This window comes from Glycocaulis sp. (assembly GCF_052168375.1).
Classification (GTDB): domain Bacteria; phylum Pseudomonadota; class Alphaproteobacteria; order Caulobacterales; family Maricaulaceae; genus Glycocaulis.
In genome coordinates, this window is record NZ_JBQLZR010000021.1 from 1 (window position 1) to 13,338 (window position 13,338).

General features: G+C 65.8%; 13 protein-coding genes and 2 pseudogenes. 11 read left to right on the top strand and 4 right to left on the bottom strand.

Translation table 11 applies throughout. The features are described 5' to 3' along the window. From ACTS2Z_RS00755 to ACTS2Z_RS00780, 6 genes and pseudogenes are all read left to right on the top strand, one after another. Positions 1-176, top strand: a pseudogene (locus ACTS2Z_RS00755) (two-component sensor histidine kinase); the annotation flags it as partial. A 42-nt stretch (positions 177-218) separates the two neighbouring features. Continuing rightward, complete coding sequence (locus ACTS2Z_RS00760) at positions 219-3,089, top strand: bifunctional [glutamine synthetase] adenylyltransferase/[glutamine synthetase]-adenylyl-L-tyrosine phosphorylase (RefSeq protein ID WP_442571326.1); 2,871 nt, start codon at positions 219-221, stop codon at positions 3,087-3,089. 69 nt (positions 3,090-3,158) lie between these two features. After that, positions 3,159-3,728, top strand: coding sequence for a hypothetical protein (locus tag ACTS2Z_RS00765; RefSeq protein ID WP_442571327.1), 570 nt, complete (start codon positions 3,159-3,161; stop codon positions 3,726-3,728). Between the two features lie 24 nt (positions 3,729-3,752). Next, positions 3,753-4,412, top strand: coding sequence for an RNA polymerase sigma factor (locus ACTS2Z_RS00770; RefSeq protein WP_442571328.1), 660 nt, complete (start codon positions 3,753-3,755; stop codon positions 4,410-4,412). Continuing rightward, the gene (locus tag ACTS2Z_RS00775) at positions 4,409-4,831 is read left to right on the top strand and encodes a hypothetical protein (RefSeq protein WP_442571329.1); all 423 of its coding nucleotides are present in this window, start codon (positions 4,409-4,411) and stop codon (positions 4,829-4,831) included. Before ACTS2Z_RS00770 ends, ACTS2Z_RS00775 begins: the two co-directional genes overlap by 4 nt. Then, positions 4,831-5,385 (top strand): periplasmic heavy metal sensor, encoded by a 555-nt coding sequence (locus ACTS2Z_RS00780; protein ID WP_442571330.1) that lies wholly within the window; start codon positions 4,831-4,833, stop codon positions 5,383-5,385. The genes ACTS2Z_RS00775 and ACTS2Z_RS00780 overlap by 1 nt, the downstream gene beginning before the upstream one ends. A 6-nt stretch (positions 5,386-5,391) precedes the next feature. Here ACTS2Z_RS00780 and ACTS2Z_RS00785 read toward each other — a convergent pair whose 3' ends face one another. The 4 genes from ACTS2Z_RS00785 to ACTS2Z_RS00800 form a co-directional block, all read right to left on the bottom strand. Further along, positions 5,392-7,938: a PAS domain-containing sensor histidine kinase gene (locus ACTS2Z_RS00785; protein ID WP_442571331.1), complete on the bottom strand. Its 2,547-nt coding sequence runs from the start codon at positions 7,936-7,938 to the stop codon at positions 5,392-5,394. A gap of 51 nt (positions 7,939-7,989) precedes the next feature. Continuing rightward, complete coding sequence (locus ACTS2Z_RS00790; RefSeq protein ID WP_442571332.1) at positions 7,990-8,544, bottom strand: hypothetical protein; 555 nt, start codon at positions 8,542-8,544, stop codon at positions 7,990-7,992. A gap of 136 nt (positions 8,545-8,680) precedes the next feature. Beyond that, positions 8,681-9,592, bottom strand: a complete 912-nt coding sequence (locus ACTS2Z_RS00795) for a DUF4349 domain-containing protein (RefSeq protein ID WP_442571333.1) — start codon at positions 9,590-9,592, stop codon at positions 8,681-8,683. 92 nt (positions 9,593-9,684) lie between these two features. Then, a complete protein-coding gene (locus tag ACTS2Z_RS00800) occupies positions 9,685-9,951 on the bottom strand; it encodes a hypothetical protein (protein ID WP_442571334.1) in 267 nt (88 codons plus the stop codon). 206 nt (positions 9,952-10,157) lie between these two features. On the opposite strand from ACTS2Z_RS00800, the gene ACTS2Z_RS00805 reads away from it, so the two are divergent. From ACTS2Z_RS00805 to ACTS2Z_RS00825, 5 genes and pseudogenes are all read left to right on the top strand, one after another. Beyond that, on the top strand, positions 10,158-10,451 hold the full coding sequence (locus ACTS2Z_RS00805) for an aspartate decarboxylase (protein WP_442571335.1): 294 nt from the start codon (positions 10,158-10,160) through the stop codon (positions 10,449-10,451). 99 nt (positions 10,452-10,550) lie between these two features. Then, entirely contained in the window at positions 10,551-10,814 is a 264-nt protein-coding gene (gene fliQ / locus ACTS2Z_RS00810) for a flagellar biosynthesis protein FliQ (protein ID WP_442571336.1), read from the top strand. Between the two features lie 8 nt (positions 10,815-10,822). Further along, positions 10,823-11,581 (top strand): flagellar biosynthetic protein FliR, encoded by a 759-nt coding sequence (gene fliR / locus ACTS2Z_RS00815; protein ID WP_442571337.1) that lies wholly within the window; start codon positions 10,823-10,825, stop codon positions 11,579-11,581. 7 nt (positions 11,582-11,588) lie between these two features. Next, complete coding sequence (gene flhB / locus ACTS2Z_RS00820; protein WP_442571338.1) at positions 11,589-12,656, top strand: flagellar biosynthesis protein FlhB; 1,068 nt, start codon at positions 11,589-11,591, stop codon at positions 12,654-12,656. A gap of 99 nt (positions 12,657-12,755) precedes the next feature. Further along, positions 12,756-13,338, top strand: a pseudogene (locus ACTS2Z_RS00825) (hybrid sensor histidine kinase/response regulator); the annotation flags it as partial.

A 13,338-nucleotide genomic window follows, 5' to 3' on the forward strand; every position in this document is an offset into this window, starting at 1 on the left:
TTGTCCGTCTGGAGGCCAGCCGCAATCTGCCCGGCGTCGGCCTCGGCCTCTCGCTGGTGCAGGCGATTGCCGAAGTACATGGCGCGGACCTCACGCTCGATGACGGGCCGGGCGGGGTGGACGGCAGCGGGCCGGGCCTGCGCATCGCCTTGCGCTTTCCGCCCAATCGCGACTGAGGCGCTTGCAAAGCCTGTGGCGAACGGGCCAGTTTGCCCGCCATGACCTCGCCCCTTTCCCGATTGATCCAGACATCTCTGCCTGTCCTTGACCGGCAGGCCGCACGCGATGCGCTTGGCGGCCTTGACGCCAAAGCAATCGCCGGCTGGCCGGACGGATTTCTGGAGGCTGTGGCTTCGGCCTCTCCCTATCTTGCAACGCTGATGACGAGGCGCAGCGATACACTTCGCGCGCTTGCCGTGTCACCCGTCGAAGACCTGCTGGAGGCAGCATCGCAAAAGGCGCGCGCCGCTGCGGCTGCTGACAGCGAGGCCACCGCCATGCAGGCCCTTCGCGAAGCCAAAATGGACATGCATCTGATGACGGCGCTCGCCGATCTTTCCGGCGCTTGGAGCCTGCGTCAGACGATCGCTGCGATTTCCGGCTTTGCCGATGCGGCGCTTGAAGGCGCGCTCGGATTTGCCGCCCGCGAGCTCGGGCTGGCGGGTGAGGACGCCAGCGTGCCGGGCTATGCCGTGCTGGCGCTGGGAAAGCTCGGCACGCAAAGTCTGAACTATTCCTCCGACATTGACCTTGTCGTTGTATGGGAGGCGGAGCGCTTCACCGTGCCGGAGGGCAAGGAGCCGCAAAAGCTCGCCACCCGCCTGACCCAGCGCCTTGTCCGCCTGATGAGCGAGCTCACCGCACAAGGCTATGTCTTCCGTGTGGATTTGCGCCTGCGCCCGGACCCGTCCTCGACCCCTCTGGCGGTCAATGGCGACATGGCGCGCCATTACTTCGAGGCGGTGGGACAGAACTGGGAACGCGCAGCCTACGCCAAGGCACGCGCCGTTGCGGGCGATATCGATGCAGGCAAGGCCTTCATCGGCGATCTGGAGCCTTTCATCTGGCGGCGCACGCTGGACTTTGCCGCCGTGGAGGACATCCGCGCGCTCGCCAAGCAGATACAGGCGGTCGGCAACCGCGCCGAACTGAATGTGGCCGGTCATGATGTAAAGCTGGGCCTTGGCGGCATACGCGAGGTCGAGTTCTACGCGCAGGTGCTTCAGCTCGTCTTCGGCGGGCGCAAGAGCGAGTTGCGTGTTGCTGGCACGCTGAGCGCGCTGGAAGCCTTGAGCGCAGCAGAGCTGGTGGCCCCTTCAACCGCATCTGAGTTGAGCGAAGCCTATACCTTTCTGCGCCATGTCGAGCACCGCATCCAGATGCTGGAGGATGAGCAGACCCAGACCTTGCCGGCAGAGGCGGGGCGGCGCGCCCGCGTTGCGGCACTGGCCGGTTTTGCCAGCCTGGACGATTTCGATGCCCGTGTGCGCGAAACCCTGCAAACGGTCCACAACGCCTTCACCGATCAGTTCGAGGAAGGCGAGAGCCTTGCCACCCATGAGGGCAGTCTTGTCCTGACCGGGGTCGAGCCGACACCCGACACGCTGGCCACGCTGGAGAGGCTTGGATTCTCCGACCCGGTGCGCATCTGGCATCAGCTTTCCGGCTGGGCGGCCGGGCGCGCCCGCGCGGCGCGCACCGAGCGGGCAAGGCGCCTTTTCTCCCGGCTGGCGCCGCGCCTTGTCGAGGCAATCAGCGCCACCGGTGATGCCGATTCCGCCTTCGCCCGCTTCGCCGCCTTCTTTGAGGGCCTTCCCTCGGGCGTCCAGCCGCTCTCGCTTCTCACGGCCCATCCCGCCCTTGCCGATGAGCTTATCGCGATACTGGGATTGGCCCCGCGCCTTGCCGAGGATATCGGCAAGCGCCCCGCCTTGCTGGACGTGATGCTGGAGCCGTCCTTCACCACACCCCTGTCGGAGACCGGTCCGGCAAACCCCGAAGCGCTGGACGAACGCCTGGCGCGCGCAGAAAGCTTCGAGGCGGCGATGAATATCGCGCGCCGCTTTGTGCGCGAGGAGCGCCTGCGCGTCGGCGCGCAGCTCCTGCGCGGGCGGGCCAGCGCCAGCGAGGCCGCCAATGCCTATTCTGCCCTTGCGCAGAGCAGTGTCGGGGCCATGGCGAGGGAAGCCGAAGCCGAAATGGTGCGCCGCCATGGCGCTGCGCCCGGCCAGTGGTATGTGCTGGGTATGGGAAAGCTCGGCGGCGGCGAACTTTCCGCCGATTCCGATCTCGATCTCATCGTGGTCTATGAACCCGAAGCCGAGCAATCGGACGGGAAACAGCCGCTGGAAGCGCCGGTCTGGTTCACCCGTTTTACCCAGCGCCTCGTCTCCGCCCTGTCGGCCCCGACAGAGGAGGGCGAGCTCTATCCCGTAGACCTCGCCTTGCGGCCCTCAGGCTCTGCCGGTCCTGTCGCCGTGTCGCTGAAACGCTTTGCCACCTACTATGCCGAAGAGGCCTGGGTGTGGGAGCGCATGGCGATGACGCGCGCGCGGATCGTGGCCTCCAGCCGGGAGAGCGCGGGCCTTCGCGAAGCGATCAACACGGCGATCAATGACCATACGCTGGACCGGGCAGCGGTCTGCTCTGCCGCGAGCGACATGCGCGCACGGCTGGAGCGCGACAAGCCCGCCAGCTCGTCCTGGGATCTGAAACTGCGCGCGGGCGGCTTGCTCGACATCGAATTCGTGGCGCAGGCCGGTCTGGTATCTCACAGGCTTGGCGGCGAACCGGCCACCCGCAAGGCGCTGGAACGCCTCGGGGATGAGGGCTGGCTTCCTCAAATCGAGGCCCACACCCTGATCGAAGCGCACACGCTTTATGAGGCCGTCACCCAGCTGACCCGGCTCGCCCATGGCAGCGGGTTTGACCCGCGTGATGCCAGCGAACCCTTTGCCTTGCGCCTTGCACAGGCTGCCGGATGCTCCAGCCTGGAGGCCCTGAAAGCCCGCGTGGAGGCGATTGCCAGCGAGGTGCGGGCCATCTTCGTGGCCCGTGTCGGAAAAATTGCATTCGCCAGCGACGGATAATCGCGCCTGTCTCCGTTTGACGGAGTGCAGAGGGACACTGCTCACCGTAACAATCGGAGAAGATTAGCGATGAAGACCTCCCTGAAACTGGCCGCAGCCGCCCTGGCGCTCGGCTTTACGTCTGTGCCGGCCATGACCGCAGGCGCTTTTGCCGAAACCGCCGTGCAGGAAGCCGGCGCGGGCGAGCGCGGCGAGCATCGCCGTGGCCGCTGGATGCAGCGCCGCCATCGCGGCAATCCGGAAGCGATGGCCGAGCGTCTGGCCAGCATGGATGCCAATGGCGATGGCACCATCACCCGCGCTGAGTTCCAGGCCCGCCACAACGCCATGTTCGACCGCATGGACGTGAATAATGACGGCGTGGCCAACGCTGCTGACCGCGAGCTGCTGCGCAGCCTGTGGGTCGAGTTCGCGGCTGAGCGCGGCGTGGATGTCGGCGAAGGCCATCGTGCCGGTGGCCGCCGTGGCGGTGACCGCGAGATCAGCCGCGCCGATTTTGAAGCCCGCGGCAATGCCATGTTTGACCGCATGGCTGGCGAAGGTAATGATTCGGTGACCATCGCGGCCCTTGAAGAGCGCCGCGCCGAGATGCGCGAGCGCTGGCAGGAACGCCGCCGCGAGCGTGGCAATCGCGACTAGCCTTTCTGGCTTTGAAAGGTCCTGTTGTCAGGGGAGGCGTCCATCCGGCCGGTTCTGCACGTCATTTCCGGTTCGAAACGCGCCGCCGCCCCTGACAGCGACGCCGCCCTTGCTCGCGCGCTCGCGCGCGGTGAGCCGGCGGCCATGCAGGGTTTCGTCGCGCGCACCCTGCCGCAGATCACCGGTATAGCGAGACGCATGCTGGGTGATGGAGCAGAGGCCGAAGACGTCGCGCAGGAGACCTATCTGAGGGTCTGGCGCAATGCCGATCGCTGGAAGCCGGGCGCCGCGAAGTTCGATAGCTGGGTCATGCGCATTGCCGTCAATCTTTGCTATGACCGGCTTCGAAAGCGCCGCGAGGCGCAAATGCCCGAAGGGCTGGACCGCGAAACGGGCGAGGCGGGCGCTGATGCGCGTCTCGCCGCTGAGGACAGCCGCAAAAGCGTGCTTGCCGCCGTTGCGGCCTTGCCCGAACGTCAGAGACTGGCGCTGGAACTGTGCCATTTTCAGGAGCTGGGCAATATCGAGGCGGCCGGGATAATGGAGGTCAGTGTGGAAGCGATGGAATCCCTTCTCTCCCGGGCACGCCGGACCTTGCGCGAGCGCCTTTCAGGCGAAGCCGGGGAGCTGATTTCGACCCTTGCGGCCAGCAACCGCCAGGATGACGGGGAAACACGATCATGATGCAGGCAAGCCGCTTTGAAGCCCTCATTGACGCCTATGGCGCGGATCCGGCCCGCTGGCCGGATGCCGAGCGCGCCTCTGCGCTGGCCTTTGCCGAGGCAAATCCTGATCTGGCTGCCCGTCTGACGAGCGAGGCCGCACGCCTTGACGCGGCGCTGGCGCTGGCGCGGGTAGACGGTCCTTCACCAGCCCTGATGGCGGACATCCTGAAATCGGCGGACGAAAGAAACGGCTTTGCTCCGCCGTGGGCGCGCCTGGCCGCAGCGATTGCCATCAGCGCAGGCCTCGGCCTTGGATGGGGCGGGGCGAGCCTTGGCGGCGCGGCAGACGGCGAGGCAGCCTATGCGCTCGCCTTTTCCAGCTTTGCCGAGCCGGCCTATGACGATCTGGCCGACTTTATCGAGGACGAGGTGCGCTGATGGGCTGGTTCGCGGGGCGCCGCTTCTGGATCGTTCTTCTGGTCGTATCGCTGGGCGTCAATGGCGTGCTGGCAGGCATACTGGCCCAGCGTGCGCTGACCCCGGCTGCGCCGGTTCAGGAAACCGGCCGCTATATGCCTGGCAGTGGCGGGTTCAATCCGCGCGCCTTCATTGCGGCCTTGCCCGAAGACAGTCAGGAGGCCGCGCGCGTCCAGCTTCGTGAGGGCCTGCGTGGCATGCGCCCCCTGTTCGGCGAGATGATGGCAAGCCGCCGCGAGATGAACCGGCTCTTGCGCGCTGAAGAGTTCGACGAGGCGGCCATGCTGGCGGCGATGGCGCAGATGCGCGCGACGCGCGCCCGCCTTGATGCCAGTGGTGAGGCCATCATCCTCGACATTGTGGCCGACCTTGATCCCGATACCCGGCGGGCGGCCCTTGAGGCAGCCTATTCGCCGCGGCGTGGTCCGATGTTCCGGCGCGGCGGTCCGCGCAGCGAACACAGGAACGGTCACCATCGCCCCGAAAGCCAGGAAGGCGGCGAGCCCCGCCGTTAGGCCAGCCTACTCAGCGGCTTCCGTGACGGGGTGGTCCTGACCATCATCATCCTGCCCGTTTCCGCCCGGCTGATGGCGCGGAATGGTGAAGGACACGGTCGTGCCCTTGCCCAGTACCGAGTCGATGCGCAGCTGGCCGCCATGCATCTCGATAAGGGATTTCGACAGGGCAAGGCCCAGGCCTGAGCCCTGATAGCTCTTTGAGTGCTGGCTCTCGATCTGTTCGAACGGACGGCCAAGGCGGGGCAGGTCTTCGCCCGCAATGCCAATCCCCGTATCGGCCACTTGCAGCACGATGCCGTCCGCCGCCTCGAACCCGCGAATGACTACCCGCCCGCCTTCGGGGGTGAATTTCACGGCATTGGAGAGGAGGTTCAGCAGGATCTGCTTGAGGGCGCGCGGATCGGCCTCCACCTCGGGCAGCTCGCCGCACTCGGCGCGCACCTGAAGGTTCTTCTCCTGTGCGCGCGCGCCGATCAGGCGGACGCATTGCTCGATGACGCTGGCCGGTTCCAGCGGCTCGGTCTGCAAGGTCAGCTTGCCCGCCTCGATCTTCGACATGTCGAGAATGTCGTTGATGAGCGAAAGCAGCAGCCCGCCAGAATTGTGGATGTCACCGGCATATTCGACATAGCGGTCATGGCCGAGGGGGCCGAAAATCTGCTTCTGCATCATTTCGGAGAAGCCGATGATCGCGTTGAGCGGCGTGCGCAGCTCGTGGCTCATATTGGCGAGGAATTCCGACTTTGACCGGTTGGCCTCTTCCGCGCGCAGTTTTTCCTCGTGATGGCTTCTCGCCAGCTTCTCGATCTGGCGGGAGGACTCCTCCAGCTCGTTGAAGGAATGGCGCAGGCGCTCCTGGTTGTCGCGAAGTTCGCCTTCCTGCTGCTTGAGAAGCGTGATGTCGGCGCCGACGCTGACAAGGCCGCCATCGGCGGTCTGACGCTCCGAATAGTGCAGCCAGCGCCCGTCGGTCAGCTCCATCTGGAAGGACTCGCCGTCCTGCTCGCCGGTATACACGTCGACAATGGCACCGGCGGCGGCCGCTTCCACCGCCTCATAGGCCATGCCGGGGCGCAGGGAGCCTTCGGGCAGGTTGAAGAAGTCGCGGAACTTGCGGTTCCACAAGACCAGGCGCCGCCGGGAATCCCACAGCGCGAAGCTTTCCGTCATGGACTCCAGCGCAGCGCGCAGGCGCGTCTCGGCGGCCAGAACCCGCTTCTGCGCGCCCTTGCGTTCGGTAACGTCGATGGCCACGCCGACAAGGCGATTGCCCGGCCCCACCCCGTCGAGCGCCAGCGGACGGCCCCGCATCTGCACCCAGACGGCGACATTCTGCGCGCGCACTTCCAGATCGACTTCCTCGGCGCGTGAGGCCGCGCGGATCGCTGTTCGCAAGCGCGAGCGGTCCTCACCGGATAGCAGTTGCAGGAAGTCGGCGCCTGCAAGGCTCGTCGCATCACCAAGGCCCAGCATGCGGGCGAAGGAATCGGTGATGAATACCTCGTCGGTTTCCAGATCCCAGTCCCACACCCCGCAGCGCGCACCCTCGATCGCCAGCCGGAAGCGGCGTTCGGAATCGAGAAGGCGCGCCTCCGCCTTCTTCAGCGCGCCGGTCTGCATCAGGAGGACGACGTAGAAGGCAATGGCCGTGAAGACCGGCCCGAAGAACAGGAGCGCGTGGAAGATGAGCGTCATGTTCCACGCCGCAGAGTTCAGACCCGAAGGCCCGATGGCGTAGACATAGAGCGGCGCATCGCGCAGGCGTGCGACGCCCAGTATCTGTTCCGCCCCGCCAATCTGTGCGCCGGTCAGCGCCCCGCCGCCTGCATCGCCCAGAGCCCGCACATCGCGCGATTGCAGGCCGACGCGTTCCGCCGCCAGCGGCGCGCCCGCAACCGGCGCATCCGGGTAGAGGGCAAGCGTGCGTCCGAGCCCGTCCGTCAGCACCGCGAGGCGCGCCGCGCCATCGGCGGCGAGTATCTCGCGAGGATCGGCAAAGGCCAGCAAGGTGCCGACGCGCTGGTCGGGCAGGGGTACGGGCGCAGCCAGCACCACGAACGGGCTTTCCGCGCTGATGCCTGCGATCCATTGCGGGGTGCCAAGAGCCGCGTCGGCGGCAGCGGCAAGGTCCGCCGGCACGCGGCCTGCGATCAGTGGCTCGCTATCGGGCAGCCAAAGCGCCGCGCCGGAAACATCGGCCGTCCCGGCAATCGTCTCGACAAAACCGGCCTGCATGCCTTCCTCGTCCGGCGCTGACAGGCTGGCGGCAGCAAAGCTGAGTGCACCGCGGATTTCCGACAGCCGGCCGGACACGCTTTCGGCGATGAAGGCGGCGCTGCGGGCCTGGCGGTTTTGCGCTTCTGCCTGCGCGGTTGCCCATTCCATGCGCAGCTTGGCCCAGATGACCGTTCCGAAGACACCCGCGAAAACAAGAAGAAAGAGAAGCACAAGGCGCGACAGGCGCGCGCGTCCCGCAGCTGCCCCTTCAGGGGCCAGCCGATCATGCAGGTGCGCCGCCTCGGGCGTGCGGGCTGTGCGGGCTCGAATCATGCGCTTCAGAATAGGGTTGCAGGCCCGTAAACGTCCAGCGCCGGAAGGGTTTTATTCGGCAGCCTGCATGCCTGCCAGCCCCGGCTCGCCGGGCCGCGCCCGGACCGTGCGGACCACTTCGGAGAACTGGCGCGCGAGCCCGGTTACATCGGCCCCGCATTCAGGGTTGTCGGCCACGGCGCGGGCCATCGCTTCGGCCAGTGCCAGAAGGCGTGGAGCCTGCGCAATCAGGCGGGCTTGCGACTCGATGCGGTGCGGATCGCGGTCATATTCCGCGCCCGGCGTGCGCCAGCCGCCCCAGTTCTGCGTATCGGTGACCACGACCGGATAGGTGCCAGGATAGGGGTGGTGCGCGCATTCCTCGGGCGTCTGCCATTTATTCGCCGCGCGCAAGATGCGCCAGTTGGCGCCGGTGGTTTCACCGCCGGTGTCTTCCACCGACAGTTCGTTTGCCTGGAAATCGCGTCCCAGCCCGCAATCGTAGAAGACCTTTACCGGCTCCTCGACATCGCGCACCCATTGCGGCTTGACCTTCTCCACCAGCGCCCAGGTGCCCACCGGGTGGACATAGACGCGCTGGTGCTTGTGAAAGACGGCCTTGGCCATGACGCACTCCCGTATCTCTCGCCGCTGAGGCGAAATCGGGAAAGAGCCTATCCGTTCCGGTTTAGAGCCGCGTTAAGGAGCGTGGTTAACGCGCCGTTTCACCCATGAGGGGCGAAACGGCGCGTCAGACGGGTACTCAGGCGCTTTTGCGCTTGCGCCGCGCCAGCAGCCAGCGGATCAGGAAGATCGCCGGGATCACCAGGATCAGCCAGGGCAGGATGCCCGCGACGAAGCGGATCACGCTCGCCACGCCTTCCGACAGCGTGTCGGTGAAGTCTTCCAGCGCATCCATGATCGGATTGAACCGGACCGGCGAGGTCTGGCTGACAATGGGCTGGTAGTAGAGCGTCAGCCGGGAAGTCTCCACACGGGTGCGTAGCGCCGCGATCACGCTGGCGCGGGCATCGATGTCCGACTGCACGCGGGCAAGTTCGCGCTCCACCGCCAGCACATCGGCCATCGGGCCGTCACTGGTTTCCAGCAAGGCCTGCAGGCGGTCGCGCAGGGCAGTCTGGGCACGCAGCCGCGCTTCGCCATCGACAATCTGGGTGGTCAGGTCATCAACGTTTGTATTCTGGCTCTGGATATTGCCTCCGGCCTCGCTCACCTCGCCGGCCAGGCGGTCCCGGAAGGATGCGATCCAGTCCGGGCGGGCGCGAATGTCCAGCGTGCCGCTCGGCCGTTCGCCATCAGGGTCGTTGATGGTGGCGCTGATGACACGGCAGACATTGCCGCCTGCCGCTGCGCAGGCCTCGCGGTGGGCTTCATAGACATCGGCCAGCACGCCCGATGGCAGGCGAAGGCCGTAATTATGGGTATAGGCCAGCAGGACCGCCTGTTCGGCCTGGGGCTCATTGCCGCCCGCCATGGTCGGCGGCGGCGCTGGTGGAGGAGGCGGCGCAGAGGCGCGCGCGGACATGCCGGCTACAGCGTAATCGGCAGAGGCTTCGGGTGCCTCCACAGGGCGTTGATCGCTCCCATCCGGATTTCCGCAGGCTGACAGGATCAAGGCTGCCGCCAGTGCGGCGGCATTCAGGCGTATCGACATGGGCAGAACCTCCCCGTTCTCATGATGAGCACTCCCGGAGGAGTATCCCGTCAGAGGAATGTGGCGGTCGCAAGACCGCCACGGGGCCGGGTCTAGACCAGTGCGCCGGACGCGCGCTGGCGCTCAAGGGCGAGCGCACCGCGAATGACGATGACGGTGAGCACCACCGCACCAATGCCCGCAATGCCTTCGCCGATCTCGATGGCCAGCAAAGGCAGTCCCAGCATCAAGCCGACTGCCCAGATCAGGGCCGCGACGGTCAGAAACCCGGTGATCGAGATGAAAAGCGAGCCTGTCACCACCGCCAGGATGGCATGCAGGTCCAGCCGCGCAGCCGGCGCGGCAGCTTCGGTCGTCATGGTTCACTCCAAACAAAAGAACGCTCAAAAAATATCGCGCGCGGGCCGCAAGGGTGTCCGCAGCGCAAAAGAATATTTGGCGATTTTCTGCCTGCGGGAAAAGAGGGCATGTGCGTGAAATGCCAGGCATGAGGGAATCGGCTAGACATGTGTCCTGATGCCGCTTGGCATCGCGTTACACGCTCCGGCAGGAAAGGGTTGAAACAATGAGTGATGCGCCCCTCGGCTCGAAGGCCAATCCTTCGCAGTTCGACTGCCTGCCCGATCTTGCCGATGACGAGCCCTATTTCGTGATCCGCGCCCATGACCCGCTGTCCAATGCGCTCGTCGAGCTGCACGCCTATATCGGCGCGGGTCAGGCCGGTGCCGCGCATAACAAGCTCGCCGAGATCATGGCCCTGACGTCTGACCGTCCGCCGCGTCCCTCCGGCTCGCCGAAATACCGTGAAACTTTCGCGATTTCGGGCGCGATGGAGCGCTGGCGCCGCGACCGGGGCTGAGGCTCGCGCTGAACAGGGTAAACGCGAGTTTAACCTTTCTTAACCGGCGCAGCAGCGAACTGGGCACCGGAATGAAAACTCTAGGCGGAGCCTGACAGAATGACGGGCGCAGACGTACTTGATGTCGGCCGCGAGGCCATCTGGACCATGCTGGCCATGGCCGCGCCGGTCATGCTGGTCGGGCTGGTGGTCGGTGTCATCATCGCGCTCTTCCAGGCCCTGACACAGGTTCAGGAAATGACATTGGTCTTCGTGCCGAAGATCTTTGCCATCTTCCTGGCGCTTGTGATCTTCATGCCGCTCATGGGCGCCGTGCTCGGCGCATTCATGACCAGTATCGCGGACAGAATCGCGGCAGGCTGACGCCCGCCATGCTCATTACCTTCGATCTTCCGGCAATCGTCTTTGCGGCGGCTCTCGTGTTCGCCCGCATGGGCGCGATCCTGATGCTGCTGCCGGGCTTTGCAGAGCCGGGCATTCCGGTGCGTATCCGGCTGTCCTTTGCCCTCGCCTTCTCGTTTGCCATCGGCCCGGTCATTGCGCCGCTCCTGCCCGAGCAGCCCTCCACGCTTTCCGGCCTTGCAGGCTATGTCGCGGGCGAGGCGGTGATCGGCCTGATGATCGGAGCGGCCGCGCGCATGCTGCTCTCGGCAGCGGCGGTGGCAGGCCAGGTCATCGGTTATCAGAGCGGGCTTGCCATGGCGCAGGCCTTTGACCCGGCGCAAGGCCAGACCGGCGCCCTGCCGGCGACCTTTCTGAACCTGCTTTTCATCCTCCTGCTCTTCACCACCAATCTGCACCATCTGCTATTGCAGGCCGCAGCAGGGTCCTACGCGCTGATGCCGGCAGGCGAGGTGCCGATGTGGGGCGATGCTGCGCAATGGGCGCTGGAGCTCTTCATTGCGGCCTTCACCATCGGCATCCAGATTGCCGCGCCGCTGGTCCTGTTTGGGCTGGTCTTCTATCTGGGCCTCGGCGTGCTGTCCAAGATGATGCCCCAGGTGCAGATCTTCTTCATCGCCATGCCGGTCAACATCCTGCTCGGCTTTTCCATTTTCGCCATCGCGCTCGGCACCATGGCCATGGTCTGGCTGGAACGTGTCGAAGCCTTCACCGCAACGCTGATGTGAGGATCACATGGCCGAAGGTGAAGACAAGAGCGAGAAGACAGAGCCGCCCAGCCAGCGAAAGCTGGACAAGGCGCGCGAGAAGGGCGACGTCCCGAAATCGCAGGAAATCCCGGCCTGGTTCATTCTCGCGGCAGGTCTGGGCGTGCTGGCCGCCTTCGGGCCATCCATGGCTGGGGGGCTGACGCGCGAGCTTTCGGTCTTCCTGTCCAAGCCGCACGAGATGTCGCTCGACAACACCGGCGCGCTGGCGATCACGGCAGCGGCGGTGATCAAGGTGCTGATGGTGATGGGTCTCGCCTTTGGCGCCATCATGGCCGCCGCGCTGGCGGGACATTTTGTTCAGCATGGCCTGCTCTTCACCACATCGAAGCTCGAACCCAAGCTGAGCAAGCTGAACCCGGTCGAAGGGCTGGGGCGGGTGTTCGGCCCGCAAGGCTGGGTCAATTTCCTGAAAGGCCTTGCCAAGATGGCGCTGGTGGCCATCGCCATCACCATCGTCCTGTGGCCGCGCCAGTCCTTGCTGGCGGGCCTTCCAGCCGTCGCGCCGGTCCAGTTGCTGGTCCTCTTCCGCGAGATTGCCATACAGCTGCTTCTGGCAGCTTTGGCCGTGTTCGCGGTCATCGCGCTTGCCGACTACATGTTCCAGCGCCAGCAATTCTATGACCGCAACAAGATGAGCCGCCGCGAGATACGCGACGAGTTCAAGGAGTCCGAAGGCGACCCGATGGTGCGCGCCCGCCTGCGCCAGATCCGCCAGGAGCGGGCGAGGAAGCGCATGATGGCCGCCGTGCCAGACGCCGCCGTTATCATCACCAACCCCACTCACTACGCCGTCGCGCTGAAATACGAGCAGGGCGTCACGGCTGCGCCCATCTGCGTCGCCAAGGGCGTCGAGGCGGTGGCATTGAAGATTCGCGAGATCGCGACCGAGCACGGCGTTCCCATCGTCGAGGACCCGCCGCTAGCCCGCGCGCTGCACGCCAGTGTCGATATCGAAGAGGTAATCCCGCCCGAACACTTCGCCGCCGTGGCCAAGGTGATCGGCTATGTCCTGTCGCTGAAGAAGAAGCGCTAGGCGGGGTGGCGGCAGAAGCCTTCGTCACCCGGCGCAATACCGGTTAACCTTAATCGGTCAAAACAGTGTGCGAATCGATTTTCCGCCCGGAGTGCCGTGATGACTGACGCCCCCGCCCGCACGAAAAAGTCTGACAAGGCCCGCGCCACCGACATTGATACGCCGGAGGCTGCCGTCACCGTGCGCACCGCACAACCCCCGCGCGAGCGGCAGAGCCGCATCACATTGCTGGCGCGCACCGTATTCTGGGCATCGGGACTGATGGCGCTGGCAGCAGCAGGCTTCTCGCTGGTGGCGGCCTCAACCGCTGGCTGGCACGGCTTTGTCCTTCTGTCAGGCATCGCGTTTGTGGCCTTCATCCTGATGTTTGCGCTGGCTGCCGGAGAAAGCGCTGCGCGGGCCTTGCGCATCGAGCCTGCGGTGCGTCCGCGCGCCGATGCGCTGGTGACGGCGGCGCTAGACGCTGCGTCCGAGCCGGTTCTGATCACCGATCCGCGTGGCCGTGCGGCCTGGGCCAATGGCGCGTATCGCAAGCTTGCCCAGTCCGTGATGCCGCTGACGGCAGGTCTCGCCCTGCCGGCGCCTGACCGGCTTTGGCCGGGTAGCTCTGGCGGCGCTCTCTATCGTCTCTCTCGCGCGGCAGCTGCGGGCGAGCAGGCGCGAGAGACCCTGTCGGCACTGG

Bases quoted from the DNA above. Each gene is read 5' to 3' on its own strand.
- ACTS2Z_RS00805 (WP_442571335.1), top strand. From the start codon at position 10,158: ATGAGTGATGCGCCCCTCGGCTCGAAGGCCAATCCTTCGCAGTTCGAC.
- ACTS2Z_RS00765 (WP_442571327.1), top strand. From the start codon at position 3,159: ATGAAGACCTCCCTGAAACTGGCCGCAGCCGCCCTGGCGCTCGGCTTT.
- ACTS2Z_RS00795 (WP_442571333.1), bottom strand. From the start codon at position 9,592: ATGTCGATACGCCTGAATGCCGCCGCACTGGCGGCAGCCTTGATCCTG.
- ACTS2Z_RS00760 (WP_442571326.1), top strand. From the start codon at position 219: ATGACCTCGCCCCTTTCCCGATTGATCCAGACATCTCTGCCTGTCCTT.
- fliQ (WP_442571336.1), top strand. From the start codon at position 10,551: ATGACGGGCGCAGACGTACTTGATGTCGGCCGCGAGGCCATCTGGACC.
- flhB (WP_442571338.1), top strand. From the start codon at position 11,589: ATGGCCGAAGGTGAAGACAAGAGCGAGAAGACAGAGCCGCCCAGCCAG.
- ACTS2Z_RS00790 (WP_442571332.1), bottom strand. From the start codon at position 8,544: ATGGCCAAGGCCGTCTTTCACAAGCACCAGCGCGTCTATGTCCACCCG.
- ACTS2Z_RS00785 (WP_442571331.1), bottom strand. From the start codon at position 7,938: ATGATTCGAGCCCGCACAGCCCGCACGCCCGAGGCGGCGCACCTGCAT.
- ACTS2Z_RS00800 (WP_442571334.1), bottom strand. From the start codon at position 9,951: ATGACGACCGAAGCTGCCGCGCCGGCTGCGCGGCTGGACCTGCATGCC.
- ACTS2Z_RS00775 (WP_442571329.1), top strand. From the start codon at position 4,409: ATGATGCAGGCAAGCCGCTTTGAAGCCCTCATTGACGCCTATGGCGCG.
- ACTS2Z_RS00780 (WP_442571330.1), top strand. From the start codon at position 4,831: ATGGGCTGGTTCGCGGGGCGCCGCTTCTGGATCGTTCTTCTGGTCGTA.
- fliR (WP_442571337.1), top strand. From the start codon at position 10,823: ATGCTCATTACCTTCGATCTTCCGGCAATCGTCTTTGCGGCGGCTCTC.